At 53.5% G+C, this 25929-nt stretch carries 24 protein-coding genes and 1 pseudogene; 13 read left to right on the top strand and 12 right to left on the bottom strand.

What is annotated here, in order from left to right:
* Positions 1-3: 3 nt before the first annotated feature.
* From mraY to mraZ, 7 genes are all read right to left on the bottom strand, one after another.
* Positions 4-1041 (bottom strand): phospho-N-acetylmuramoyl-pentapeptide-transferase, encoded by a 1038-nt coding sequence (gene mraY / locus G7Y44_RS02025; RefSeq protein ID WP_165044401.1) that lies wholly within the window; start codon positions 1039-1041, stop codon positions 4-6.
* A complete protein-coding gene (locus tag G7Y44_RS02020; protein WP_165247142.1) occupies positions 1041-2534 on the bottom strand; it encodes a UDP-N-acetylmuramoyl-tripeptide--D-alanyl-D-alanine ligase in 1494 nt (497 codons plus the stop codon). Before G7Y44_RS02020 ends, mraY begins: the two co-directional genes overlap by 1 nt.
* Positions 2535-2544: 10 nt before the next feature.
* A complete protein-coding gene (locus G7Y44_RS02015; RefSeq protein ID WP_165247140.1) occupies positions 2545-3591 on the bottom strand; it encodes a Mur ligase family protein in 1047 nt (348 codons plus the stop codon).
* Positions 3592-3600: 9 nt separating this feature from the next.
* On the bottom strand, positions 3601-5301 hold the full coding sequence (locus G7Y44_RS02010) for a peptidoglycan D,D-transpeptidase FtsI family protein (protein WP_206214377.1): 1701 nt from the start codon (positions 5299-5301) through the stop codon (positions 3601-3603).
* Positions 5302-5414: 113 nt separating this feature from the next.
* On the bottom strand, positions 5415-5906 hold the full coding sequence (locus G7Y44_RS02005) for a cell division protein FtsL (RefSeq protein WP_165044393.1): 492 nt from the start codon (positions 5904-5906) through the stop codon (positions 5415-5417).
* A 94-nt stretch (positions 5907-6000) separates the two neighbouring features.
* Positions 6001-6957: a 16S rRNA (cytosine(1402)-N(4))-methyltransferase RsmH gene (gene rsmH, locus G7Y44_RS02000; RefSeq protein ID WP_165247136.1), complete on the bottom strand. Its 957-nt coding sequence runs from the start codon at positions 6955-6957 to the stop codon at positions 6001-6003.
* A 4-nt stretch (positions 6958-6961) separates the two neighbouring features.
* Positions 6962-7447, bottom strand: a complete 486-nt coding sequence (gene mraZ, locus G7Y44_RS01995) for a division/cell wall cluster transcriptional repressor MraZ (protein ID WP_241158151.1) — start codon at positions 7445-7447, stop codon at positions 6962-6964.
* 170 nt (positions 7448-7617) lie between these two features.
* Here mraZ and G7Y44_RS01990 point away from each other — a divergent pair, with 170 nt between their 5' ends.
* Together G7Y44_RS01990 and G7Y44_RS01985 are read left to right on the top strand one after the other, a co-directional pair.
* Positions 7618-7920, top strand: coding sequence for a DUF4160 domain-containing protein (locus G7Y44_RS01990; protein ID WP_206214376.1), 303 nt, complete (start codon positions 7618-7620; stop codon positions 7918-7920).
* Between the two features lie 9 nt (positions 7921-7929).
* On the top strand, positions 7930-8364 hold the full coding sequence (locus tag G7Y44_RS01985; RefSeq protein ID WP_241159138.1) for a helix-turn-helix domain-containing protein: 435 nt from the start codon (positions 7930-7932) through the stop codon (positions 8362-8364).
* 357 nt (positions 8365-8721) lie between these two features.
* On the opposite strand, the gene G7Y44_RS01980 is transcribed toward G7Y44_RS01985, so the two are convergent.
* Complete coding sequence (locus G7Y44_RS01980) at positions 8722-9033, bottom strand: ferredoxin family protein (RefSeq protein ID WP_165247132.1); 312 nt, start codon at positions 9031-9033, stop codon at positions 8722-8724.
* Complete coding sequence (locus G7Y44_RS01975) at positions 9033-10349, bottom strand: FAD-dependent oxidoreductase (protein ID WP_165247130.1); 1317 nt, start codon at positions 10347-10349, stop codon at positions 9033-9035. The genes G7Y44_RS01980 and G7Y44_RS01975 overlap by 1 nt, the downstream gene beginning before the upstream one ends.
* Before the next feature lie 235 nt (positions 10350-10584).
* Between G7Y44_RS01975 and G7Y44_RS01970 the strand changes: the two genes are divergently transcribed.
* From G7Y44_RS01970 to G7Y44_RS01930, 9 genes are all read left to right on the top strand, one after another.
* On the top strand, positions 10585-11817 hold the full coding sequence (locus G7Y44_RS01970) for a CoA transferase (RefSeq protein WP_165247128.1): 1233 nt from the start codon (positions 10585-10587) through the stop codon (positions 11815-11817).
* A gap of 146 nt (positions 11818-11963) precedes the next feature.
* Complete coding sequence (locus tag G7Y44_RS01965) at positions 11964-13256, top strand: MFS transporter (protein WP_165247126.1); 1293 nt, start codon at positions 11964-11966, stop codon at positions 13254-13256.
* Between the two features lie 246 nt (positions 13257-13502).
* Positions 13503-14765, top strand: a complete 1263-nt coding sequence (locus G7Y44_RS01960) for an MFS transporter (protein ID WP_165247124.1) — start codon at positions 13503-13505, stop codon at positions 14763-14765.
* Positions 14766-14835: 70 nt separating this feature from the next.
* Positions 14836-16551: a class I adenylate-forming enzyme family protein gene (locus G7Y44_RS01955; RefSeq protein ID WP_165247122.1), complete on the top strand. Its 1716-nt coding sequence runs from the start codon at positions 14836-14838 to the stop codon at positions 16549-16551.
* Between the two features lie 89 nt (positions 16552-16640).
* The gene (locus G7Y44_RS01950; RefSeq protein WP_241159137.1) at positions 16641-17801 is read left to right on the top strand and encodes an acyl-CoA dehydrogenase family protein; all 1161 of its coding nucleotides are present in this window, start codon (positions 16641-16643) and stop codon (positions 17799-17801) included.
* A 20-nt stretch (positions 17802-17821) separates the two neighbouring features.
* Complete coding sequence (locus tag G7Y44_RS01945; RefSeq protein ID WP_165247120.1) at positions 17822-18574, top strand: electron transfer flavoprotein; 753 nt, start codon at positions 17822-17824, stop codon at positions 18572-18574.
* A 12-nt stretch (positions 18575-18586) separates the two neighbouring features.
* Entirely contained in the window at positions 18587-19474 is an 888-nt protein-coding gene (locus G7Y44_RS01940) for an electron transfer flavoprotein subunit alpha/FixB family protein (protein WP_165247118.1), read from the top strand.
* An 80-nt stretch (positions 19475-19554) separates the two neighbouring features.
* Entirely contained in the window at positions 19555-20628 is a 1074-nt protein-coding gene (locus tag G7Y44_RS01935; protein WP_165247116.1) for an MBL fold metallo-hydrolase, read from the top strand.
* A gap of 42 nt (positions 20629-20670) precedes the next feature.
* A complete protein-coding gene (locus tag G7Y44_RS01930; RefSeq protein WP_165247114.1) occupies positions 20671-21567 on the top strand; it encodes a MerR family transcriptional regulator in 897 nt (298 codons plus the stop codon).
* A gap of 151 nt (positions 21568-21718) precedes the next feature.
* Here G7Y44_RS01930 and xerD read toward each other — a convergent pair whose 3' ends face one another.
* Both xerD and G7Y44_RS01920 read right to left on the bottom strand, forming a co-directional pair.
* On the bottom strand, positions 21719-22621 hold the full coding sequence (gene xerD, locus G7Y44_RS01925) for a site-specific tyrosine recombinase XerD (protein WP_165247189.1): 903 nt from the start codon (positions 22619-22621) through the stop codon (positions 21719-21721).
* A 173-nt stretch (positions 22622-22794) separates the two neighbouring features.
* A pseudogene (locus tag G7Y44_RS01920) lies at positions 22795-23127 on the bottom strand (CTP synthase); the annotation flags it as partial.
* Between the two features lie 246 nt (positions 23128-23373).
* Here G7Y44_RS01920 and G7Y44_RS01915 point away from each other — a divergent pair.
* Both G7Y44_RS01915 and G7Y44_RS01910 read left to right on the top strand, forming a co-directional pair.
* On the top strand, positions 23374-24006 hold the full coding sequence (locus tag G7Y44_RS01915) for a DUF3990 domain-containing protein (RefSeq protein ID WP_165247112.1): 633 nt from the start codon (positions 23374-23376) through the stop codon (positions 24004-24006).
* A complete protein-coding gene (locus G7Y44_RS01910) occupies positions 23999-24430 on the top strand; it encodes a hypothetical protein (RefSeq protein WP_165044385.1) in 432 nt (143 codons plus the stop codon). Before G7Y44_RS01915 ends, G7Y44_RS01910 begins: the two co-directional genes overlap by 8 nt.
* 266 nt (positions 24431-24696) lie before the next feature.
* Here the strand turns inward: G7Y44_RS01910 and G7Y44_RS01905 are convergent, their stop codons facing one another.
* Positions 24697-25566 carry a DUF6273 domain-containing protein gene (locus tag G7Y44_RS01905; RefSeq protein ID WP_165247110.1) on the bottom strand — a complete coding sequence of 290 codons (870 nt, stop codon included), beginning with the start codon at positions 25564-25566 and terminating at the stop codon, positions 24697-24699.
* Between the last annotated feature and the right edge of the window lie 363 nt (positions 25567-25929).

Genomic DNA, 25929 nt, shown 5'->3' with positions numbered 1-25929 from the left:
CCCTTACACCATCGAGACGAGCGTCTCAGAGAAGTAGATAACAAAGCCCACAGCAGCAAACGCACCCGATACGATCCAGAACCGCACGACCACCTTCGTTTCGCTCCACCCCTTCTTCTCGAAGTGATGGTGCAGCGGTGCCATGAGGAAGATGCGCTTCTTCGTTCGCTTGTAGTAGAACACCTGAAGCATCACGGACAGCGCCTCGGCAACAAACAAGCCACCGATGACGATAACAAGAAACTCGGTTTTCGTAAGTACGGCAAGGCAGCCAAGCGCCATACCGAGCGCAAGCGAACCAGTGTCGCCCATAAAGATTTCGGCGGGAAATGCATTGAACCACAAAAAGCCAACGCACGCACCAGCAAGCGCGGCGGCAAAGATTGCCGGCGAAAGCATACTCGCGCGGTAGGCAATGCCAGCCATGACCACCATGACGATCATGACCGTACCCGCCGCCAAGCCGTCGAGTCCGTCAGTGAGGTTCACGGCATTACACATGCCAACGAGCAGAATGTCAACGAGCACTACATACAGCCACGGAATAACGAAGTCGCCAACATGTGTGCTCAACACACCTAAGTCGATGGTTGCAACAAACGGGATTTCAACTGTAGGCGCGATGCCAAGGAAGTTAACGACAACCAGCACAAACGCCGTCGCGATAACAAATTGCCCCACAAGCTTCGCCTTCGGCGTCAAGCCCAGCGAACGCTCCTTCACTACCTTTGAAGCGTCATCGATAAGGCCAAGAACCCCCGTAAGCACCGTAGCCGCAAGCAGCATGTACGTCTGCGGCAAGGGAGAATTAACCAAAAGCACCGCCACAATAACACCCACGAGCATAATGACGCCGCCCATGGTGGGAGTGCCCTGCTTCACCAAGTGGCTTTCGGGGCCTTCTGCACGCACCTGCTGCCCAATATGGCTCGATTTCAAGAAACGAATCCACAGAGGCGTAAGCACCACGGTCACCGCCAGCGCCACGATGAACCCCAGAAACACCAGAAATGTTGGATATTGAGCGAAATACGAGAACATTAGTCAACCAACCCTTTAACCACACGCGTGAGTTCCATAAAGTGCGAAGCTTTCACCAGCACTGCATCGCCCGGCCGCACGTACGCGCGCACCTCAGCGAGCGCTTCGTCAACTGTACGCACACGACAGATGCAACGTGCATCCATACCTGCCGTTTCAGCGGCGTCGGCCAAAACACTGGCAAGCTCACCAACGCAGATCATACGGTCAACAGGCAGCTCAGCTACAAAACGGCCCACTCGCTCATGCCCATCACGCGCGAACTGCCCCAACTCACCCATATTTCCCAATACCGCTATGCGGTGGCCGGAAACGGACAGCGAGCAGAACATGGAAAGCGAAGCTTGCATAGAATCGGGGCTTGCGTTGTATGCATCATTGATTACCGTAAATCCACCTGGCGCAGCAATCAGTTCCTGGCGACCCGCCTCAGGACGCGCCTGCGACAGTGCGTCTGCGATGTCGGCGAGACTCATACCTGCGGCAAGCCCCACCGCCGCCGCAGCGCAAGCGTTGCTCACGTTATGAGCACCGCGCACATTAAGCACGCATGCAACCGACTCATCGGCGGGCGCCCCATGCACACCGGGAACGCCGAAGCCCGACGCATGCATGCGGAAATGAGCACGCCCCATCTCGTCAAGTACCACATCTTCCGCCCAAACTGCGGGGCCGTCCAACGGAGAAGCGGCATTGCGACGGTCGCGCGCGAGTTTTGACCCGTCAAACGAAACATGCAGTACCCTGCGCGATTCCAGATGAGACTCTTCAACAATGAAGTCGGCGAAGTCACATGCGGCATTCATGAACGCCCGACCACACCCTTCGGGAAGCGCCTCGAAGAGCTCTGTTTTTGCGCGCGCGATGTTTTCGCGACTGCCCAAGATCTCGATATGGCTTTCGCCGACGGTAGTAATAACACCCCAATCAGGGCGCACGAACGAGCACAGCTCGGCGATCTCGCCGCGATCGCACATTCCCATTTCCACGACTACCATTTGGGTGTCGGCCTCAGCCGACAGGATGGTTTTGGGAACACCGAGTTCGTTGTTCTGGTTGCCCGCTGTTGCCGTTGTGGTGAAAGCACGCGACAAAACGTCGCGAATGAGATTCTTTGTTGTGGTTTTACCCACCGATCCGGTAACACCGATAACGCGACCTTTCAGATGCCGCCGCCATTCCCGCGCCAGATCAGTAATGGCATGCGCGGTGTCGGGAACCTCAATGATAGCCGCACCTGCCTCTTGCGCGGCACGGGTCACCTCAGCGTCGATCACCTGCATGGTTAAGACGGCGGAAGCGCCGGCAGAAAGCGCCGGCGCGATGAATTCGTGGCCATCTACCCGCTCACCGGGCAACGCAACATATACATCACCCTTACACACGGTGCGGGAATCCCACGTAAGTCCCGTTATCAGTGCGGAAGCGTCTGCAGGATCAACAACGAAGGAGCCTCCTGTGCATGCGGCAATCTGTTTGACGTTCAAGCGCATGAGCCGTCTCCTATTCCTCGTCGTTGTCTGTGGCAACGCCACCAGTGCGGCCGGCGGCTTCACGCGCCAGCACCTCGAAGGCCGCGGCAACATCATGCGGAGCGCACCCCAGCTGCATGACCGCCGCGAAGGCAGAAAGCAGTGCGTACACGTCGGATTCGTCATTAACCGGATAAGCAATCTCAAAACGCATACCGCGCACGTCGATGACAACCAGCGGATTGTCACAGCTGATGTCGGCGCGCACCAGATGAACCTGTGCAGCAGAATCAAACCCCGTGGTCAACACATCATCTTCCGCACCAGCGCAACGACGTAGCAGTTCTGCGCCAGCAGCATGGTCGATACAGATGACGCGACGTGCCGGATAGTCCTTAGAAAACAGGCGAGAAGTTGCCTCAAAATACGACTCGTACGTGGGATGGTTTCCAATGCCAGCCTGTGCGAGATCGGTAAAGACGGTAACGGCGAATGTAGTGCCCCACGCCTTGTCGAATTCAAGTGCACAACTGTCAACCGCAAGCGCTGCCACGTCAACATGCGCATCACGCATACGGGCCAGCAGATCCTGCACCAAAGGCGAGTCAGGCATAGCGGGAAGCGAAGGCTCGCACACTCCGGCGATGATCACACCTTCGGGGCTTGCAACACCGCTACGCTTACCAACGATGCGCATAACATCGCCAATGAGACGGGCAGTTTTCGATGCGCTAGTCGTACCAGTAACACCGATAACATCCATGTCGCGCGATGGGTGCCCAAAAAACGTCGATGATGCAGCGCCTAAGGCCTTACGCGTGTCGCCCACAACAATTTCAGTTACGCCCGTCGAGTCTGCTAAATGAGGAACACGTTCGACCACAAGCACCCGTGCGCCGGCATCAATGGCTTCCTGCGCAAACGTGTGACCGTCGTCGTTGCGCCCGACGATGCAGAAGAACGCATCGCCGGCACGCACGTGCTTACTGTCATACGCGATGCCTTCCACCTGGTCGTTCGCGTCGCCGAGCACGGTGCAGCCGATTCCTTCGAACAGCTCATCGCAAGTTTTGCTCATTGCGCTCCCTCATTCCGGCGTGATGTTGAATCGATCGATAGCCGTGGTCATTATATCCCTAAAAATATGCGTCACCGTTCCCTCACCCGGAACCTCATTCGCACTCACAAAACATACCAACTGACTGGACGAGTTGGCAAGAAATCCCGAAAAGCACAACGTGTAGACACCCTTTCGGTAGCCGCCGTTCTCTTCGTCGTAGATCTCGGCAGTGGAGGTCTTACCAGCAACCTCAAATCCATCGATCGCAGCCATCTTGCCCGTGCCGTCGCTGACTACCGTCTGCAGCATGCTCTGAATAGTGGGCAGCGCCTCGTCATTTTCGACGATATCCTCGGTGGCATATTGCGGCTGCTCACCCGATTGCGGCAAGCTTACCAAGAAGTGCGGAGTGCATGCAGTGCCTTCGTTGACCAACGCACCGAAAAAGCGGGTCACCTGCAATGCGTTGACTGAAATCCCCTGCCCAAACGCGATGTTCCATCCAGCGATGTGCGACCATTGATCAAAGTCGAGCAAATAGCCGAGCTGCTCGCCCGGATAGTCAACACCGGTGAGCTTGTCGAAACCGTAGCGCCTGATGGAGTCGTTGAGCGTGTCGAAACCAGCCTTCTCGGTTATCAGCGATATGCCAACGTTCGATGACTGGTCAAGAATCTGGCGCACGGTGAAGGTAGCATCCCCTCGCTCGTGAGCGTCGGACACCTGATAGCCGTCAGCCTCAATGGTAGCTGGACAGAACACCTGATCATCGGGACCATACGCACCCGACTCGAGCGCACTCATCATGGAAACCGTCTTAAACACCGAACCGGGCTCAAACAAGTAGCTAGCGGCTTTCAGCTGCGTGGCTCCCTCTTCAATCTCACTGCGATCGGCCGGGTTGAACAGCGGAAGCGAAGCGCACGCATACAGCTCCCCGGTAGCACCGTCCATAACCACCGCAGTGCCACTCGAACCGCCCATCTGCTCTACACCCGCAAGTAAGCGCTCTTCGGCAGCCTGCTGCAGCTCAACGTCGATAGATATGACGATGTCTTGGCCGTCGACTGCTGGCGTGTCTTCTTTCACGCCCCCGGCGATGGGGGTGCCGTCGGCACCACGCTCAGCGGCGTACCTGCCCGGAGTTCCGCTTAATATACTGTCGTATTGCTGTTCAAGGCCGCAGAGTCCTTTGTAGTACTCGCGGTTCGCTTCCGGGTCTGCTTCAATGCTGCAGCAGCCGATGATCTGCCCCGCCACCTGGCCGTAAGGATATTCGCGACGTGTGTCTTCGAGGAAGTAGATGCCGGGAAGATTCTTTTCTTCAAGCTTTTGTGCGTCATTAACATCGGCTTTGCGCTTCACGTAGGAGAAGTTGATGCCTGGACCCATCAGGCTGGCGCGGTACGCCTCTTCGGCATCCTCGTCGCCCCCCAAACACTCCACAAGCGCGGCCACTGTGGCGTCAATGTCTTTGATCTCGCTGGGATTAGCGTACACTGTAGTCGCATCGACACTAATGGCGAGCACATTTCCATTACGGTCGTAGATCGTACCGCGCCTCGGCTCATCAACCAGATCAACCTTGCGTATATCTTCGGCGATTGCTGAATACTCGGGTGCTTGGATAACACTGCAGAAGAATAGCCTCCCCACCAGCACAAGGGCGCAAATAACAAACACGAGGAGAATCCACGCTGTGCGATTCGAGTCGTTTTCAAAGCGCATAACAGACGACGCCTGACTGCGGCGATCGCGAGAAGCTCGCTGACGTGAAGGTGATTGCCCCCGCCGGCCCGCTGACCTGCGAGGCGTGTTGTGTCTGGCAGCCATGCTCGAACTTACTCTCCGGCGTTTGCCACGCGGTCGAGGCTCTTGGAAAGCGACAGTGCGCCATTGGCGTCGGTGGCAACTACGTCTTCGGGAAGCGTTAGGTTTTCAACCGATGTGGGAGCTGCCATACCAAGGCCAGTCGCCATGTTCTTGACGCGAGTCGAACTAGCAAGCACCGTTTGCGAGGCCTCGAGCGCCACACCGTTGGAACGGGCGTCCTCGATCTGACTCGACAGTTCCTGTGACTGAATAGACGTCGTAACGGTTGCGGTGGTCAGCGCGATGCGGGCAATACCCATAACCGCCACCACCAACAGCACAACAGCAACCACCTTCGCCACGAACACAGCACTCGACTGTTGCGGCACGGGATGTGTAGTGTGCGCACGACGACCCGGTACGACATCAATACGGTCGCGCGTGGTGCGAGCTGGAGCCCACTGGGAGGACCGCGCCGCCTGACGCTGTGCGTATGCAGAATATGCCGGTGCTGCGCCCATGGGCTGTCCCCCTTTCTTCGTTTCAGCTTCGTTTCGGTGGGCCGTTATTCACGCTTAGTGCGTGGTTAGTGCTTAAGTTGGTGCTCGTTGCTTGTTAACGCTTTTGCGCGACCCGCAGCTTGGCGCTGCGCGCGCGAGGGTTACGTTTCACCTCGTCTTCGCAAGCCACGATGGGCTTTCTTGTCACAATATCGAGTATCGGCTGTCTACCGCAGACGCACAGGGGTAAATCAGGCGGGCAGGTGCATCGGTTCGCCATCGCTGCGAAGGTTTCCTTCACAATGCGATCCTCAAGCGAGTGATAGCTCATCACCACGATCCGACCGCCAGGGTTCAGCCACCGAATGGCCGCTTCCAAACCGCGCCTAAGTACGTCAAGCTCGGCGTTCACTTCAATGCGCAGTGCCTGAAACGTACGCTTTGCTGGATGACCGCCGGCGCGGCGCGCCGATGCCGGGATGGCTGCCTTTATGATATCGACCAGCTGAAAGCTCGTCTCAATGGGAGCCTGTTCGCGAGCCTTCACGATGAAGGAGGCAATACGGCTCGCCCATTTCTCGTCGGAGTAGGTTCGAATGATCCGGGTGAGATCTGCTGCGTTGTAAGTGTTAACGATCTCTGCTGCGGTTAGGGTTTGTTTCCCCGGATCCATCCGCATATCAAGCGGGCTGTCTTCCTTGAAGGAGAAGCCCCGCGACGGCGTGTCGATCTGCACGGACGAGACACCGAGATCGAACAGAACCGCGTCGATTCCCGGCACCTCGGCCCCTAAAAGGGCGGTGTCTAAATCGCCGAAGTTGCTACGTATGAGCTCGATGGCCGGGCGCGAGCCTTCCGGCAGCGTCCCGAGTTTCGACGAGGCAAAGGCAAGTGCCTGCTCGTCCTGATCGATGCCAATAAGCGTGCCGTCCGGACCAAGGAGCTTCGCAACTTCGAATGAATGCCCTGCATAACCGAGTGTCATATCAACGAACGTATGCTGCGGTTCTAGTTTGAGTTGTTCGATGCACTCGGTTAGCAGGACCGGTATATGCCGATATTCGCTTGTCATGGTTCTAGTCGGTCATGAAATCGGACAGGCTGATTTCCTCGTCGTTCATCATCTCATCGTAGGCCTGGGGATCCCAGATCTCGAAGTAACCGGTGGAACCGAGTACGACAACCTCGCCATCAATGCCAACTTCCTCGCGCGCATCTGCTGGAAGCATGATGCGCCCCGATGAATCGATATCAACGCTACGAGCGCGCGCCTTCAGCTTGCGCATGAGCACTTTTTGCTTACGGCTTGTCTTGTTAAAGCCGTTGAAGCGCTCTTTAAACAGCTCATCGATCCAATTCTCGTAATCATCGGGCTGGAAAACGTACAAGCATTCATCTTCCGGCTCGCGAACGACTACAAGTTCGTTGGTTAGGACCTTGCGGAATTTCGCAGGCAGCGACATGCGACCTTTGCTGTCGATCTTGAAGCGATACTCACCGTTCAGGCGCACCGTTGTGGTGTGCACTGCCGATGCCGCTTCCTTTTCGACGTTTTCGCTCACGCGCTTCCTTCATCCATTGACGCAACGCGCCCTTTCCGACTGGTCATCATTCTACGCAAACCTATGCCACTTTGCAAGAATTCCATGCCTTTTTGTCCCATTTCATGCCCTACGATTCCATTACGATGCCACGCGGCGAACCCTGCCGAAGCGAAATGACACCATATGTTGTGGACGGTGAGACGGGTGCCCCATCATGTGAGAAAACGCCCGAAAACCGCCAACCGACGAGCGTCGAAGCGTTTGTTAAGAAAGCGTGTGCATGGGAAAACGCCCCGGAAACAAGGGACGGAATCCATACAATCTACGGCGAGGACGCCGCCGCATTCGACATCAGAACGGGCGCGCTCATCGATGGCGGATTTCCCGACAGGGCAGCAAGCATGGTGAGGGAGTGGATATCACGTAATCGGGAAGACCTTCTAACGATGTGGGAAACCCAGGAGTTCAAGAAGCTCGACCCCCTAGACTAGGAGATAATTATGTTCCACAAGGTCAAAAACGTAACAGCGCTTCCCGGTTTGAAACTTTCGGTGCAGTTTACGAACGGCACGACGAAGCTATATGGCATCGTTCCCCTCCTGGATCGTCTCGACGCTTTCGCACCTCTTGCGGACGAGCATCTGTTCAGCAGCGTGGAAGTTGACGTAGGAGGATACGGTATCGTCTGGAGCGACGACATCGACCTCTCCTGCGATGAGTTGTGGAACAACGGGACGGAAGTGCAGACACCCTTCGACGGCCTAATGTCCTTTGCTGACGCCAGCGAGCTTTGGGAACTCAGCGAATCAACGCTGAGGAAGGCTGTCTCGTACGGCAAGATAGTCCCTGGAGTTGACGTACGGAAATACGGGAAGCAATGGATCGTTACACGCGAAGCCATGGAGCGAGAATACGGCAACCCCACCCTCGCCTAGGAAAACACTGACTCCGGCCATCCATCCCGCTAACGTAGGATGGATGGCCGGAGTCCGAAAACCCTTGCTGTCAGCCGTTCCATTCAACACAAGACAACATGCATCTCACCGTTTTGGACAATAAGCCCATTATTCCGTTTTCTTCAGAAGATAGCAGGGTAACGGGGACAGCCTATTGTCGGAGGGAGGAAGCTAAACGAGCGGCCTTTCTTTTGCTGAGCTCTACTCCGAAGGTGCAACGGTTACATCCCGTACACCGATAGCAGAGCTTTCCATGGGCGTCGCGTAACTGCATGACACGCTCATAATCGCGTTTATCAGCCTCAAGTGAGTTGCGACTTTCCATAGCTGATGAATCTAGCCGAAGCGATACGAAACACCGCAGAATGCGGAGGGCTGATTCCATTTTTTTACGATAGTGTCTGCGCAGGCAATACGGCAGGTACCGCATTCTAGACAACCAGCGTAATCAAAGGCACGTTCACCATTTTCGTCTTCGCGATACAGTCCAGCGGGACAGACGCGGATTAGCTTACCGAATTCGACAGCATCAAGCTCGGAAAGGCTGTCGCAAGCCAATTCAATATGGGCATTTTCCTCATCAACGGCAAACTTGTCGACCGAAATCAACTCGTCAACTCGGCATGTGATAGGCCTTAACGTCTTCATTAGAGAGATTTCACCGCCTTCATGATTTCTTTGCCGGTCTTAAACAGGCCGCGCTTCTTGATAATGGGCATCAGACGCTTCACCAGATGCTCTTGGGGCTTGCCATCGACAACGAATAAGCAGTCGAATATTTCGCCCAGCATCTTGGGATAGTCAGTAAACATGCTCTCCCAATGCTCCATGGTGGAGGGCCAATCCTTGAAGGTGCGCATATCTTGTGTTACGAAAGAGCTATCCATCGCTACTTTATACGATGCTAGACCGGCTTTGGAGACATCTTCGGCGTCGATTGCGGCACAGACCGCTTCGGCAGCGAACTGGCCAGTGGCGGTAGCGAAATCCAAGCCACGCACCTGATAACCTAGGTTCATACACAGATTGGCAGCGTCGCCTGCAATGAGGCAGCCATCGTAGCAGGTCTCAGGGATGGAGTTGTAGCCACCTTCTGCCACCATATGACCAGAGTGCTCGACCATCTTGGCACCGCGGATGATAGGGGCTACCGCCGGGTGCTTCTTAAAATCGTCGAACGCCTGGTAAATGGTGGTGTCAGATTCTGAGAGCTCCTTGATAGTTGCCACCAGGCCCAGGGAGATAGAAGTCTTGTTGGTGTATAGGAAGCCGCCGCCTACAACGCCATGGGTGCAGTCACCGACGAACAGCATGGCTGCGCCTTCGCCTTCAGGACACAGAAAGCGATCCTCGATAGTCTTGGAGTCAAGCTCGAAGACCTCCTTGATACCTACCGCCATTTGATTGTCCTTGGTGCGAGGAACGCCCAAGGATCGCTCCGCTAGCAGAGCATTCTGACCTTCAGCCAAGATGACCGCATGACAGGTAAAGGTGTCTTCGCCTGCACGGATGCCGATGATGGCGCCCGATTCATCTTTGACTAACTCTTCTACGGGGATACCGAAGATCAATTCGGCACCCGCTTCTTCCGCTTTGTCACACAGCCACTGATCCAACGTGGTCGCCAGAACCGAATAGGAATCGCTGGTGGGCTTGCGCAGGTTGTCAGAGCTGTGGTCAAAGGTTACAGCGCTTTGAGGGTCTAACAAACATAAGCGCTCATGAGTGATCTTACGCTCAAAGGGATTGTCGTTTTCCCAGTCAAAGTCTTCGCCCTCGTATTTGGCGATGACTTTCTTCAATGCGTGAGCGTACATACGACCGCCGGTCATGTTTTTCGCACCGGCATATTCGCCGCGGTCGATAAGCAAGGTTGTTTTGCCTTGCTTGGCGGCGACGTATGCGGCTACTGCCCCAGCGCAGCCAGCGCCCACGACGATAACGTCGAAATCGCGCTCTTCCATACCATCTCCTTCTTTCTCTGCTGTTGCGAGATGCCCGTTTCTTTTTGCGCTCCGCATCTCGTTTGCCATTTTCAAGTCTCAAAACGGTTGAGAGTCAACGGGAAATTTGAAAAACTTCCGATTCTTCTCTCAACGAATGGCGTTGACTCTCAAGCGATTTGAGGTTTTACACTCTCGGTAAGCGGTGGAGAAATCATCGCTGACGGTTATCTCAGGTAATAGAAAAGGAGTTTCTATGTGGAAAAATCAAGCAAAGCCAGAATTCGGTTTGCTGAACGACCTGCGGGTTGTACACGCATCTTCATCTCTGGCGGGTCCTTTGGGTCCAACCTTTTTTAGCGAGTATGGTGCTGATGTTGTTTGGATTGAAAACGCAGACGCTCCTGACTATACCCGTACGCTTCACAACATACAGCCTGAGTCTGAGCGCCGCAACCAGCGCGCCATAGGCATTCGCTTGAGGTCCGAAGAGGGTCGTCAGATCGTTCTTGATTTGGTGAAGGATGCCGATATTTTCATCGAGTCCTCGAAAGGCGGCCAGTTTGATCGCTTGAATCTTTCCGATGAAACCTTGTGGGAAGTGAACCCCAAGTTGGTTATCGCCCACATTTCCGGCTATGGCCAAACCGGTCTGCCCGAGTACGTAACCCGTGGGGGCTTTGACGCAACAGCTCAGGCATTCTCTGGTTACATGTGGGAAAACCAGAACGGCGGTGCTACTCCTCCCTATGCCGTAGGCCCTTACGTTGCCGACTATATTACTGCTATCTGGACGGCAATGGCTTGCTTGGCTGGCGTCCACAACGCACAGCGCACGGGCAAGGGTGAATCTATCGACGTTGCCCAGTATGAGCTTATGATGCGTTGCTCTATCTTCGCTACCGACTACTTCACATTCCATAAGGAATTCCCTAAGACGGGCGAAAAGTCCATGATTGCGGGCTGGGGCGGTTTTCCCTGTAAAGATGGCAAAATCCTGTACTGCTGCTTCTCTGGCGCTTCCACGCTGGAAAAGGTATGCAAAGTCATCGGTTTGGAGTACGGCTCAGAACTGTTCCCAGCGAAGATCGGCTTGTACAACGTCGAATCGGAGTCTGGCAAGGCATTCGAGGCTGCTCTACGCGCCTGGCTGTTGGAGCGCACCTGCGACGAGGCGGAAGCTGAAATGTTGGCCGGTGGCGCACCTGTTTCCAAGGTGAACAGCTGGGAAGACGTCGAAAACAACCCCCACGTTCAGGCTCGCCATGTTATCGAGGAATGGGAGACCGTTAAAGGCACGAAGCTGCGTGCTGTGGGTCCGTTGCCCAAGTTTAAGAACAATCCCGGTCGTGTGTGGCGTCCAGCTCCCAGTTTCGGCGAGAACAACGAAGAGATTCTGCACGAGCTCGGATACACCGACGAGCAAATTAAAACCTTCTACGACAAGGGCGTTATCAACAAAGACTGGGATCTGTCCCTCTCCCGTTAGTTTTACCGTTGTAGGAGCTTAAGGCTTGCGAATCTTCGGCTCCGAAACCTCAGATACGTTGGTTGCTTAGGGATGGGCTTCTACGTAGTTTTTATGAGGGCTTGCCCACAAAGAGGGGTAAGTCTACGACAAAGAAAGGCTTCATTATGACCGAACAAAAGAGTGGTTTTCACTACGGTTGGGTAGTGTTTATCGCTTCCTGTCTCATCATGTTGTTCCCGTGCTGCTTTACCTTTAATGCAGCCTCTGTTTTCTATACTTCGGTTGCCGCTGAGCTAACAGGCGGCAGTTCTGCTGCAGTTGGTATGTACATGACCATCGTTTACCTGTCGATGTTCGTGTGCCTGTGTATCCTGCAGGTTGGCCGCTTGTTCGATAAACTTAATGCTCGCTGGGTTTTGACCGCTTGCGTTGCCTGTATAGGCGTGGCGTTCGTTATCATGGCCCAGGCGACCACTATCATTCTGTTCTACGTTGCTGGTGTTTTGCTGGGCGTTGGCAACTCTATTATTCTGTATCTGCTAGTTCCCGTTATGTTTGGCCGTTGGTTTAAGCGCAATGTCTCCACTCTGGTCGGTATTGGTATGGCAATGACCGGTATCGGCGGTATGGCATTCAGCCCCATCGCCACCTCTATCATCACCTCCTCCAGCTATCACACTGCTTACATGGTCTACGCTGCTATTACCCTGGTCGTGGGCATTCCTTGTGCGTTGCTTATTGCGAGCCGCCCCGAAGACAAGGGTCTCATGCCTGTCGGCTATGATGCTGCTGCCGAAGCTGCTGCGGCAGATGCTGCAAAATCCGCTGTTGTTGAAGGCGTTACCGTCGGTACCGCCCTGAAGCAGCCTGTCGCTTTGATCCTTATCGCCGTCTATGCCGCCTGTGTTAACTTCGGCCTTACCATGAACTTCTATCTGCCCAGCTACGTAAAGTCTCTGGATCCCACCCTGATTGGCGGTGCCGACCCTATGATGGTTGGTGCAACTCTTTCTTCTGTTGTTATGTTCGGCTCCCTAATTGGCAAGGTTGTTTTGGGTTGGACCAATGACAAATCCGTTCAAGGCTCTGTTATCTTCGGCCTGCTTTCTGGTATCGTTGGATTGGCTTTGGTCCTCTGGGGCGTTCGGGCAAACATTTATCTGGCGTATGTCGGCGGTGCGTTGTTCGGCGTTTTCTTCGCTTCTGCTACCACTACAACGCCCGCTATCGCACGCCTTGCTTTCGGCAATCTAGACTACTCAAAGATTTACGCATACATCACAGGCGTTTGCGCGCTGTTTGCAGCTTTTGGTTCGACTATCTGGGGCGTTATCAAGGATGTTACCGGATCTTTCACCGGTGCTTACCTGACCGACATCACCATCATGATTATAGCCTTCGTCTTCGCATTCGGCGGCCTTGCTGTTGCAAAGAAGCTTCCTCGCGAAAAGCGCTAAGTAAGCATCATCCCCAACCCCACTCTTGTGGGGTTGGGGATCTTCTTCTATTGCAGTTGTAGCTTAAGCGGGTAGGACGGTGCTAAAAGCGTATTCCCCAAAGTTACCTGACTGTGATCGTTTCCGGAAAAGCTTCTCATCAGAATGGATAGGGCGACATAACAGAGCGTATCCCATCTGATGAACAGCTTCTCCTCACCTATTCCTTTTGTTCCCCTTACGATTATCGCAACAGAAAGGACTCTCATGGTCGAAGTTCAACGTCATCGTATCCATCGGGGTTTTCTGGTGTTTGCTGCATGCTGCGCCATTTGTTTTTCCACTGTGACGCTTTCTTTTAACACCATGGGCATTTTTTATACGCCTGCCGGTACCGACTTAGGTATTAGTGCGGGCGCCTTTGGCACCTATATGTCTGTTCAATATTTAGCAATGGCCGTTTCTATGATTTTCGGCGGCAAAATACTCCATCGCTTTAACGCGCGGTGGGTTCTTACGGGGTGCTGCGCCATGGTTTCGGTGGGCATTTCGCTCATGTCGGTTTACAACTATATATGGCAGTTCTATTGCTCTGGCGTGCTTATCGGCTGCGCCAACTCCATCTTGCTCTATTTGATGGTTCCCACCATGATCGACCGTTGGTTTAAGGATCGAGTAGGCTTCTTTGTCGGTATCTGCCTGTGCTTTACCGGTGTGGGCGCTGTTGTATTTAATCCTCTGGGTGGTTGGGTTATTGAGAACTTCGGTTGGCGCACGGGGTATCTGGTCTTTTGCCTGATTACCGCCCTTGTTGGTCTTCCAAGTGCTATTTTCCTAATTCGTAATAAGCCCGAAGACATGAGTCTGGCGCCTTGGGTAAGTGCGAAGAATAAGGAGTCTGTTCCCGAGGAAGGTATTGTTTCGCCAGTAAAGGGAATCATGTTCAATCAGGCGCTCCGTACTCCGGCATTATGGCTGGTGGCGCTTTACGCAGGCATGATGGATGTGGGAATCACCCTAAACTACTATATTCCTTCATATGTCTCATCACTAGCGTTTGGGATCTTCGCCGCGTCAACTGTGTCTTCCGCCATCATGGTAGGTCAAATGATTGGTAAGCTGCTGCTTGGCTACATTAATGACATCAATGTCAAAATGGGTGTGGTGACGGCTGTTGCTTGCGGCATCATCGGCATCTCGGTTATGACGTTCTTAGGAGGATCGGGGATCTACTTCCTGTACATCGGCGGCTTTTTCTATGGTATCTTCTTTGCTGGCGCCACGGTTACCACCTCTTTGATGACCCGCGGAATCTTTGGTTCCAAAGACTACAGCCGAGTATTTAGCGTGGTGTCCACAGTGGCCACTTTAAGCTCTGCATTCACGTCCGCGATCTGGGGTGCGATCATCGACATCACAGGCAGTTACACGCTAACGCTTTCCATCGGCATTGGCATGATGTTCGTCACTTTCCTCATCGGTTACTTGGCATTCTATTTCGGGAAAAAGATCAATTCTGAAGAGGAATAGGCCAAGTTCCCGCACGATTCCAAGGGGACGTGCGAATTGAAAACGTGTTCAGAGGTAGAAGGTACAATCCATGAACGACTCTCAAGATAGCTTTTCATTGATAGAGCAAGCAGTTAAGCAATGCAACCCCCTTTGGACGAAGCAGTATGATACAGCGGTTGACAGGAGCTACGAAGTTCCTACTACCACCATTAAGCAGACGATGATCGATCTTGTTGATCGCGCGCGTCGCGATCCCTTTATTTACTTCGGAGATCAGGTGATTCTGCGCGAAGAGGCCGATATGCAGGCAAACCGTCTCGGCAATGCTCTGCTCGCCCTTGGTTTGAAGAAGGGAGATCGCGTTAGCTTGGTGGTATCGAACCGGCCGGAAATCATCTATGGCTTCATGGCTTGCTACAAAACGGGTTTAGTGGCTGCTGCCTATAATCAGCGCTGTACTAGTTATGAAATATGCGGTTCGATTAATACTGTTTCATCGAGCGTTGTGATTATCGAACAAGAGCACATTAATAAAATACTAGACGCCTTAAAGACGGGAAAATGCCCTTCGGTTCGTTCAGTTATCGTACTCGATCGACCATCTGATCAGCCAGAATCGACAGGAACAGCAATCGTATATTGTTACAAGCAGCTGCTGAGTCAGGCTTCTGCATGTGAGCCTTCGGTTGAGGTACTCCCCTCGGATAATGCAATTTTGCTGTTCACTGGCGGAACCACCGGCGTAAGCAAGGGTGTTTGCGCAACTCAAGGTGAAATGGTGCGAGAAATCAAAACCATGCATCATTGGGCGGCTCCCGCTTTGACAAAGCCCGACCCCAGCGTACTCATCTGCATGCCTCTAACGCACATCATGGGTATCAACTATGGTGTACATTGGCAGATTATATGCGGAGGAAGTTGTATCTTTGCAGAGGGCGTACACTGCGACGAAATCATCGACTCCTTTGAAAAATACCATCCCACCATGTGGGCAACGCTTCCCACGCTGCTTCACCGCGTAAGTCTTGATGAGCGTTTATCGACATGTTCGTACCATGATTTGGATTTTGTGATTTTCGGCGGCTCGTTTATCTCCTTGAAAACGCTGAGCATTCTAGAATCCAGTACAAATGCGTGCTTCACTGAAAGCTACGGCATGTCCGAAAGTTTTGGCTTTGTGAGCGCTAATCCCGTGCTTACAGGAGGGAAGCTAGGCAGCATCGGGGTTCCTATAAGCGGCATCGACATGCTCATCGTCGATCCTCAAAACGGGTTGGCGCCTTGCGCTCCTGGCGAGCGCGGCGAGATCATCTTTCGTGGCAAGCAGATTGCGAAGAGTTATTGGAACAATCCCGAAGAGACTGCAAAGGCAATCCGTGGCGGATGGATGTATACCGGCGATATCGGCTACATGGACGAAGAGGGGTTCTTTTACATCGTGGATCGTAAAAAGGACATGATTGTCGTAAGCGGCTTTAATGTTTTTCCCAAAGATATCGACGAGTGTCTTATGACCCATCCGGCCGTAGCCGATGCTTGCACCATAGGCGTCCCCGACGCCTATTCGGGAGAACGTCCCAAATCGTTTGTTGTTCTGAAAAGGGGTCTTACTGCAACCGAAGACGAGTTGCGCACCTACTGCAAAAAGCGTTTGGTTGCTTATAAGGTTCCGAAATATATCGAGTTCATTGATGTGATTCCGACTACTCATAATCGAAAGCAAGACCGCGTTTTACTGCGGAAGCGAGAGGAGAAAGAATCCGTCAGAAACTTGCTTTCACCCCTTGACTCTCAAAGCATTTGAGGGCGGAACATGCAGGTGTGAGGCCCATCCCGACCTTCAAACGCAATGGATACTTTTTCATCACAGGCTTGTACCAAAAGGAGGAAGAAATGATTGATTTTAGTATTACCGACGAGCAGGAGCTCATGCTTGAGAATCTGCGTGAGTTTGTAGCTCGCGAGTGCCCCGAAGAGAAAATCAAAAAGTGGTATAACCAGCGATACATCGATGAGGACGTGCGTAAGGCATACCTGGATGCTGGCTTCGGTTATATGTTCGTTCCCGAAGAGTACGGCGGAGTTTCCTCTGATGCGGTGACTCTAGCTCTGGTTGTGACCGAACTTATCAAGAGCGCCAAGGCTACCATGCCCTTCATGTCTTACGGCTTGGCTATGTTCGATATGTCCGAGTTCGCCTCTCCCGAGCTGATGGCCGTAGCCATGAAATACTATGAGGAAACTGGTGAGCAAGCTTATTCTTTGGCCCTGTCTGAGCCTTGTGCAGGCTCCGATAATCAGGGTATGACTACTACCGCCCATTGGAACGGCGATGGCACGGTGACCTTGAACGGCACCAAAACCATGGTTTCTTTGGCCGAGACCGCTCCCTTCATGCTAGTCATCGCCAAAGACGAAGATCCTGCCCGCGAAAACAAAAACATGTCCATGTGGATTATCGACCCCAAGCAAGAAGGTGTGACGCTTGCTCCTTTGCACAAGATCGGCCAGCAAATCACTAACTTCTCCGAGGTTTATCTGGACAACGTTGTTATTCCCGAGACGGCCCTTTTGGGTGAGCGAGGCAAGGGCTTTTTACAGCTTATGAAGAACTTCGAGCTGGAACGCATCATGCTGGCCTCTCATTCCTTAGGCTTGGCTAAAGCTGCCTTGGAAGAAGCGGCCGCGTATGCCGGCCAGCGCATGGCATTTGGTAAGACCCTCGGCAGCTTCCAGCTTATCCAGCAGAAGCTCACCGATATGGAGATTGCCGTTCAGACCATGGAGAGCCTGCTGTTGAAGACCGCTTGGGAATTCGATCAGGGCATGTCCGTTCGCCTAGATAGTGCTCTTGCCAAGCGCTATATCTCTATGCAGTCTACCTGGGTTTGCTCCGAAGCCTTACAGATTATGGGCGGTATCGGCTATACCACTGAGTCTTGCGTGGGCCGTTTGTGGATTGATGCCCGCGGTTCTCAGTTTGGGGGCGGCACCGATGAGATCATGGTCCACATTGCTGGTCGCCAGATCATCAAAAAGTACGCTCGCAACTAGTAGATGAAGGTTGATTGATTATGAATATCGTTACTGTTGCAAAGATTGTCTGCGACGACCAAGACATCCAGATCGCCTCAGACCGCACCTTGGATTATTCCAAGGCTCGCCCCACGGTGAGCACCTATGACCTGAATGCCATCGAAGCCGGTTCTTTAGTCGCAGCCGAGAAAGGCGCTACCCACATCGTTGTTTCTGCCGGAACCCCCTCCATCGACGACACCAAAAATAACAAGAACATCCTGGCTCGTGGCGTGGATTCTCTGACTCTAATCATGAATGATGATTACGCTGACTTGGATGCGAAAGCCACCGCTGAAGCATTGGCTCCTACTGTGAAAGACCTAGCTGCTGATGTTGTTATCTGCGGTGATGGTTCGGCTGATATCTACGCTCAGCAGGTTGACGTTCAGCTTGCCGAGGCTTTGGGTCTGCCCGTCGTGACCGCTGTCAGTAAGATTTCTTTCGAAGGCTCAGCTCTGGTTGCCGAGCGCATCTTGGAAGCCGAGAAGGAAGTGGTGGAGATTGCCCTTCCTGCTGTCGTATCCGTTGTCCCCGACATCGCTTTGCCTCGCATCTGCGGCATGCGCGACATCATGCAGGCTGGCAAGAAGCCAGTGACGAAGATCGACGGCGCTACCGTTGTCCGAGGCGCTGAAGTTATGGAGACGCTGGCACCCGAGCCTGCGCCCCGCAAGAAAATGCTGTTTGACGCCGGTACCGATGGCGATATCGACAAGTTCGTCGCGGCTGTCGCTGAGGCTATTCGATAGGGGGCCTGAAAAATGAGTATTTTTGTTATTGCAGAAACCGAAAAGGGCGCTCGTGGCCTGTGCGCTGGTGCTCGTACTCTGGGCAATGAGGTAGCGCTCGTTTCCCTGAGCGAAGCCACCCGCATTGCGGGAATTGCCGATGCCGTGTATGCCATTACCGTTCCTGTGGATGCCCTGGTTGAGTCTGCAGCTGCTACGGTATCCGAACTGATCGACACCAAAGCCCCCGAAGTCGTACTGGTAGAACCTACGCGACGCATGAAGGTTATTGCTGGTAAGGTGGCTTCCAAGCAGGGCGTTTCCGTTATCACCGACGCCAAGAGCATCGAAGGTGCTGCTGCTACGAGCCTATTCTTTGGTGGTATCGCCAACCGCAAAACCAAATCTGTTGGCGACATTGCAATCTTTACTGCTACACCTTCCATCTTCGGTGACGTTCAGCCTTCGGGTAGCGACGTTGTTGAAGAGATTGCTTATATCGCAGACGATACTGTGAAGCTGCGCAGTCGCGAGGCTCTTCCTCCTGCAGGCGTAGATCTAACTGTCGCTAAGAATATCATCGCTGCGGGCCGTGGCTTCACAGATGAGGCTGATCTTCAGATGGCGCACGATCTGGCTGCAAAGATGGATGCGGAAGTAGGCTGCACTCGTCCTCTGACCGAAGCCGTGAATTGGATGCCCCGTGAAACCTACATTGGTGTTTCCGGCTTAATGCTTTCTCCTGAAGTGTATGTGGGCATTGGCGTTTCTGGTCAGATGCAACATATGGTTGGCGTGAATACCGCTAAGACCATCATCGCTATCAATAAGGATAATAACGCTCCAATCTTTGAGCAAGCCGACTATGGCTTGGTGGGCGACTTGAAGACCGTTCTTCCCGAAATCATCGCGAAGCTCTAATTTCTAGGTGTTAAGCGAATAGTTTTGGGCATCCGTTTTGCGCGGATGCCCTTTCGTGCATACGAGGAAGGAAATTTCCTATGGCAAACAGGCAATGGCGTAAAAACACGAAAGCGACGTATGAGTTTGGCGTGCCTGAGCTAGTAGGAAATAATATCTATCGTATCTGCATACCAATGCCGGGCAACCCTTTAAAGGTGCTTAACTCCTATGTAGTCATGGAAGGTTCGCGTCCTTTAGTCATCGATCTTGGTTTTGACATGCGTGAATGCTACGAGGCTTTGACAGAGGGCTTGCGCGCGTTAGATCTTTCTTGGGATGATGTCGATATATTCTTCACCCATGGTCACCCCGACCATTGCGGCTTGGTTAATAGGGTGAAGCGTCCATCGACGACATTCTATGCAGGTTTCGGTGGATTTTATCAATTGCTCAAAGAGTATCACGTTCATAATCGGGGTTTTCAAGAATGGATGTCAGGCGGTTATGAACTGCTGCCTGAGGGTTGCGACAAACCTCCCGTCACTCAGGAAGAGCGTCGGCAAATCCTCAGTCGCAGTATAGACTACAGCGACATGGATGAAGTGCTGATACCCTATAGCGACGTGACGCCTGTTGTTCTGGGTGATGGAGAATTGTTTATGCGAGGAAGCAGGGTGTTTCGAGTCATTCGCACTTCGGGGCACTCTCCTGACCACCTATGTCTCTACGACGAACGGGATAAAATACTCATTTCCGGCGACCAGATTTTGGCAAGAATCACACCTGTAGTGGTATCTTTTGCTTTGGGCGATAACGTGCTCGCTAGCTACATTCAGTCGGCGGAGAAACTGTCAAAATTGGAGGTGTCTTTGTGCTTAACGGGACATCGGGATAATATCGATAATGTTTCCCAACGCGTCATAGAGTTAGTCAATCATCATGCCTTGCGAGGGGAAGAAGTGAGGCAGGTATTGCGTGAAGGTCCGGCGAATGTAGTAGAAATCGCGAAAGGGGTTTCATGGCGCAGTCCTATTTCGAACTGGGATGATTGGCCGCTCAAGCAGAAGTACTTTTCCTTGGGAGAAACCATTTCACATCTCTCTCAACTAGAACACGATGGTGTGGTTACGCATTCTGTGGAGTCGAAAGGTCTGTTATTTCGGCAGGTGTAAACAAGGCGGTATCGAATTATTCTGCGAGGGAAAGGGGATTCTATGCGTAAACGTTACAAGATCGGTAAGATTTCCGATTTAATGGGCATTTCTTCAGAAGCTATTCGATATTACGAACGGGAAGGCATTATCAATCCCCAGAAGGATCCTGGTTCCGGATACCGTTTATACACCGCTTGGGATTTGCATATACTCATCCGAACGCGTATGTTCAGGAAATACGGTTACTCCTTATCTGAGACCACTGCTGCACTCCAAGAAGAAGATTTCGATGTGCTTTTAAGAAGTCTTAAACAAAAGGAAGCCGAATTAGAAGAATCTATTCGCCATCAAAACCATATCTTGGAACAATTGCGACTAGATAAGCGTTTGGTGGCAGATTGTGCTCTCAATATCAATAAATTCCGTCTGGCCTATTCTCCTACTGTTCTGTTTGTGGACGCGCAGCGTAGTTATAACATCTTAGACGAAAAGATTGACCTGTATCGTCAATGGATTGATCGCGTCCCTTATGCGGCTTCTGCCGGTATTTTCGACTATCCGCCAAAAGGCGAGGGCAATTTACGTTACGGCTTGATGATAGAAACGCGGCATTTGCATGCGGAACGGCTCGAGGAATTCAAGCGGCAAAGTGAGGATCCCGATTGCGGCGTCGTGGTTATTCCTACGCAAAAATGCTTGAGTACCTTTTTCCTGTCGGGCTCCGATAAAGAGCTGTGTCTGGATATGTTCGAGCCGTCGTTCCGCTTTATGGAGGAACATGGATTAAAGCTTACTGGCTCACCTTTTGCCCGCATGGTCCATATGCGCAAGCGTGAAGATGGCGAGTACTCCAGCGTGTACCAAGGCTGGGTTCCGTGTGAGGGAGTAATAGAGTATTGCGATCCTATCAAGCGAGATCGTGATACGCCCTCGATTTATCTGCAATTTGCCGAGTAAGCGCTTTCGGTCACGCATGAGCGTGACCGAAAGCGAATGTCTCTCCTGTATATATAATCAATATCATTAGGTAGTACTTCGCGTCTTTCCAGAACATCAATGCATCCGACTTAACGTCGTTCTCCCCCATGATGCGGCGCCGCACAACCTGCTACTCGAACAGCTTGGCGCGGGGGTGGGCTGCTAGGTATTCGTCGCGCATGTGTGCACGGTTTACGTGAGTGTAGATTTGCGTAGTTGAGATGTCGGCATGCCCGAGGATCTCTTGGATGGCACGCAAATCGGCGCCACCTTCGAGCAAATGCGTGGCGAACGAGTGACGCAGCGTGTGGGGATGCAGATTCGCCACGCCAATTTCTCTACCTGCACGCGCGACAATTGCGTGCACCGACTGCCGCGACAAGCGCCCCCCTCGTGCGTTCAAGAATACGGCAGCCACCGGTACCGCAGCAGATCGAGCGAGCGCAGGACGGCCGTCGCTGAGGTACGCGGTCAGCGCGCGCAACGCGGCGCCGGCGATAGGCACAATGCGCTCCTTGCCGCCCTTGCCCATAACGCGCAGAAAGCCCTCTTGTAGAAATACGTCACCCAGATCGAGACCCACACACTCGCTCACGCGCAGGCCGCATCCATACAGCACCTCGAGCAGCGCACGGTTACGCAGTGCGGCTGACGAATCGGTGGGCTGTTCATCGAGCATACGGCATACTTGGTCGATGGATAGCACGTCGGGCAACTTCTCGGGTGTTTTCGGCAGAGCCATACCGCTTGCGGGATCAGTTGATGTGTTCCCTTCGCGAACCAGAAACTTGTGAAAACCTTTGAGTGCCGCCACTCGCCGCTTCACGCTTGCAGCAGCATACCCGCGCGTTATAAGTGACGCCTCGTAGTCAATGAGGTTTTCGCGCGTGGCACAAGTGGCATCCATCACGCCATTATCTGCGAGAAACGTGGCGTAGTCGAAAAGATCGCGCCGGTATGCATCAACGGTATTCGACGAATACCCGCGCTCAACAGACAGATGCGCCAGGTATTCGTCAACCTGAAAGTGCATAGCGCCGTGCGCAGCCTCGTCACGAAGCTGCGCATCGCACCGCCGACGCGCACCGACGCTTCCCTTGTTCTTCTCGCTTGCCATGCACCCATGGTACCACGCGTTGTTCAAAGCTGTTAAGGTCACATCAGGCGTAACGAAGACCGAGGCTAACAGGACGTCGCGTGCATGTGCTCATCTATGTCATGATCGCTGCGACACACGATGAAATCGGGCTGCACGCCTAAACTGCGAAGTTCCTTCACAGAGTGCTGGGTGGGCTTTGTTTTCACCTCGTGAGCTGCAGCGATATAAGGAACCAAGGTCACATGCACGAAGCACACCTCACCCGGACCGCGGCGCGCCTTGAATTGGCGAGACGCTTCGATAAACGGCTGGATCTCGATGTCGCCGATGGTGCCGCCGATCTCATGGATGACGATATCGGCCCCCGTTTGCACGCCGATGCGCTCGATTCGCTCAACAATGGCGTTCGTCGCGTGCGGGATCACCTGCACGGTGCCGCCACGGCATATCATGGGATGGAGTACACCAACGGGTCGCTCAAAAATGTTACCTATAAGTAACATATTGTCAGCTTTTGTCATTTTATTGCAAGGGCGAGCGTCTCCGCTGCTTTTTCCTTTTCGGAAGCGATGCTTTCGGCGACGATTTCGCAACACGGAGCTTAGGCCAGATTCGAGCGAGTAAACTGTTCGAGAATCCTCTATACTTTACCTGCATCATTCGTTCTTAGGTGTTAGGAGGTCTTCGTGATTTTGTACCACGGCTCGCGCCACGGCCTCGAAGGCTCCATTGCGCCTATCAGCCGCGACCGGTGCGACTTCGGCAAAGGATTCTATCTGGGCACAAATCCCCAGCAGCCGCTCACCCTTATCTGCGACTTTCCCGAGGCGCGCCTCTACACGGTGGAACTCGACCTCGACAACCTCGATGTTCGCGAGTTCGAAGCGGATTCCCTCTGGGCACTCGTTGTCGCCTACTACCGCGGCAAAATGGAGCAGGCGCGCGGCACGGAAATCTACGAGAAGGCAGCAAGCGCTCTCGCAGGAGCAGATGTCGCCATCGGCCCCATAGCCAATGATCGAATGTTTGTCGTTCTCGACCGTTTCTTCAACGGAGAAATCACCGATGTCGCCCTCGTGCAATGTCTCTCTGCCCTGCAGTTGGGAAACCAAGTCGTCGCCCTCACCCAAGCGGCTTGCGATGCCATCCACGTTATTGACGAGAGAACCATCGACGAGACCGAGCGCACGGAACTCATCGCCGCGAGCGAAGCGAACCGAGCCGAGGGAGTGGCTTTGGCCGAGCGCATATGCCGTGCGCATCGCAGAGATGGTCTGTTCTTCGACGAGATTCTGAATGGCGGTGTTCCCCTTGGCTGACCTTCGCCTCGATCAGCGGCAACTGTGTGACATACAGGGTCGGCTCTTCGAGCGTGCCCGCGAGCAGGGCTATGACTGCCCAGCTTTTATTGCCGCCTTCATGAACAGCAATGTTGCACGCCGTATGGACGAAACCTTCGACTTCCTTCAGTGGGCTGGCGAGGAGTACCTTCTCGAAGAGCTCAATGACGAGGTCGGTGGGCTGTCATTCGCAGGCTCTATATGGGGAAGCGAGCCTATGTACTGGAGCGGTTACCTCTATCGGTTTTGGCATTACCTCACCGGGGAAACGAGCCGCGACATCTACGCCACGGCCGATGCCGAGACCATGGGGGGAGCCTATCTCGGTATGCACACGCTCGATGCCGAGATGGCCATCGAAAACTTGAAGGAGCTTTCTTTACTGCGAGAACACCCTTGCTAGATTATGGTTCATCTGGGTCATGCAAATAGTCCTGTACCCCTGTTCTCTTTATCACAGAATATCATTCGCACCTCTCCAGCTTTGCTAGTTTAACTCATGTAGAAGAGAACGTGTCATCTTTCGAAGAAGCGCAGCTCACACCTATTGAAGAGGGGTGTGATCACAAGCCATTGGAGCCGATAGTCAACCGCGAGAGATTACTACACAAGGAGACGAAACGTCCCTGGAGTAATCGCTAGAAGCTACCCCACGCGAGATCCGCCGCCCTAGCTGCGCTTGCGCAGCCAGATTGCGGGACGCACCGTGCAGCCCGCGTTGTCCACGAAGATGCCTTGGCATTGCACTTCACCGTTGGTGTCGACATACGCTGCCATGTTCTGCATGAAGCCCGGAGAGCGCAGCCACCAGCGGGTATAGCCCATCTCGTTTTCCCATGCACCAGTTGCTTTCGCATGACGCGTAGGACGACACAGGCGAGCATCGTCGGTTACAAGCAGCCGTTTCGCCTCATCGACCGACAGAACGAATACCTTATCGGATGTGTGTGCGCCGCCACTTGTGCCATAACCTGCGTTGTCGGGGTTTTCCACGTCGGCGCACACCATGAGCGCCTGTTCGTCATCGGTAAATGCGCTGTCGAGAAACTTCCCATTCAGCCACACGCGCACGCCGCATGTCTCCCACGTGACGACATCGTTGTCGAGATTGTACGCCCGTGCGGCAAGGGCGTGTGTGGCGAGCAACAGCTCACAATCGGCGCCCTCGGCCACGATCGTCCATTCGATCGGTTCGGGTTCAAACGACGCGGATTCCTTTTTTGCAGCGGCGATGCTTGCTGTGCGGCTGGCTGCAACCTGGCCGGCAACAGCGTCGTCAGACGCATCTTGCACGAATCGGCCGAATTGCACCGTCTGACCAATGCGGGAAGGTGTGGCGGTCACCGCATTTTCGGACACATTACCAACTGCGACACCACTCGGAGAAGATGTCGGTGTCGAAGTTGCCGACGCGTCCCTTCCTAAAACAATCTTGCGAACTTCTTCAGCCGAATATCGCACCCCGCACCCAAGACAGGTAAATGCGCCATCGACCTTCATCACGTCGTTGCCGCCGCAAATATCGCACACAAACCCCATCGAGAACCTCCCAGAATCAAACGCTTGCTTTGATGCTTGCCAAGGAAACGCTGATTAAAGCCGTCTTGTCCCGCGCGGGCGGGGCGGATGGCTGGCGGTCGAAGACCGAGAGCGCACACTGACGTGCGCAAACGAGGTCTGAGACCGTCAGGCGCCGTCCCGTCTGCGCGGGGCTGGCGGAATTGATCAGCGTTTCCGTAAAGTACGTATCCTATACCAAAAATAACAAGGAAACATACCTTCTGTTAAGGAAACACTGACCAAAGCCGTCTTGCTCTGAGTTTCATCATAGCGCCGCGAAACGAAAAGCCGTCACCGCAAGCAACAACGGCAGCGGTGACGGCAGGCGTCACTCGACGGAAC

Origin of the sequence: Adlercreutzia sp. ZJ141 (assembly GCF_011038965.1) — a bacterium.
Lineage (GTDB): Bacteria > Actinomycetota > Coriobacteriia > Coriobacteriales > Eggerthellaceae > ZJ141.
Note: the sequence above shows the minus strand (reverse complement) of the source record. Positions and strands in the feature narration are given on the sequence as shown.

Coding starts and splice junctions, on each gene's coding strand:
- mraY (WP_165044401.1), bottom strand. CDS start 1,041: ATGTTCTCGTATTTCGCTCAATATCCAACATTTCTGGTGTTTCTGGGG.
- G7Y44_RS02020 (WP_165247142.1), bottom strand. CDS start 2,534: ATGCGCTTGAACGTCAAACAGATTGCCGCATGCACAGGAGGCTCCTTC.
- G7Y44_RS02015 (WP_165247140.1), bottom strand. CDS start 3,591: ATGAGCAAAACTTGCGATGAGCTGTTCGAAGGAATCGGCTGCACCGTG.
- G7Y44_RS02010 (WP_206214377.1), bottom strand. CDS start 5,301: ATGCGCTTTGAAAACGACTCGAATCGCACAGCGTGGATTCTCCTCGTG.
- G7Y44_RS02005 (WP_165044393.1), bottom strand. CDS start 5,906: ATGGGCGCAGCACCGGCATATTCTGCATACGCACAGCGTCAGGCGGCG.
- rsmH (WP_165247136.1), bottom strand. CDS start 6,957: ATGACAAGCGAATATCGGCATATACCGGTCCTGCTAACCGAGTGCATC.
- G7Y44_RS01985 (WP_241159138.1), top strand. CDS start 7,930: ATGTTCCACAAGGTCAAAAACGTAACAGCGCTTCCCGGTTTGAAACTT.
- G7Y44_RS01980 (WP_165247132.1), bottom strand. CDS start 9,033: ATGAAGACGTTAAGGCCTATCACATGCCGAGTTGACGAGTTGATTTCG.
- G7Y44_RS01975 (WP_165247130.1), bottom strand. CDS start 10,349: ATGGAAGAGCGCGATTTCGACGTTATCGTCGTGGGCGCTGGCTGCGCT.
- G7Y44_RS01970 (WP_165247128.1), top strand. CDS start 10,585: ATGTGGAAAAATCAAGCAAAGCCAGAATTCGGTTTGCTGAACGACCTG.
- G7Y44_RS01965 (WP_165247126.1), top strand. CDS start 11,964: ATGACCGAACAAAAGAGTGGTTTTCACTACGGTTGGGTAGTGTTTATC.
- G7Y44_RS01960 (WP_165247124.1), top strand. CDS start 13,503: ATGGTCGAAGTTCAACGTCATCGTATCCATCGGGGTTTTCTGGTGTTT.
- G7Y44_RS01955 (WP_165247122.1), top strand. CDS start 14,836: ATGAACGACTCTCAAGATAGCTTTTCATTGATAGAGCAAGCAGTTAAG.
- G7Y44_RS01950 (WP_241159137.1), top strand. CDS start 16,641: ATGATTGATTTTAGTATTACCGACGAGCAGGAGCTCATGCTTGAGAAT.
- G7Y44_RS01945 (WP_165247120.1), top strand. CDS start 17,822: ATGAATATCGTTACTGTTGCAAAGATTGTCTGCGACGACCAAGACATC.
- G7Y44_RS01940 (WP_165247118.1), top strand. CDS start 18,587: ATGAGTATTTTTGTTATTGCAGAAACCGAAAAGGGCGCTCGTGGCCTG.
- G7Y44_RS01935 (WP_165247116.1), top strand. CDS start 19,555: ATGGCAAACAGGCAATGGCGTAAAAACACGAAAGCGACGTATGAGTTT.
- G7Y44_RS01930 (WP_165247114.1), top strand. CDS start 20,671: ATGCGTAAACGTTACAAGATCGGTAAGATTTCCGATTTAATGGGCATT.
- xerD (WP_165247189.1), bottom strand. CDS start 22,621: ATGCACTTTCAGGTTGACGAATACCTGGCGCATCTGTCTGTTGAGCGC.
- G7Y44_RS01905 (WP_165247110.1), bottom strand. CDS start 25,566: ATGGGGTTTGTGTGCGATATTTGCGGCGGCAACGACGTGATGAAGGTC.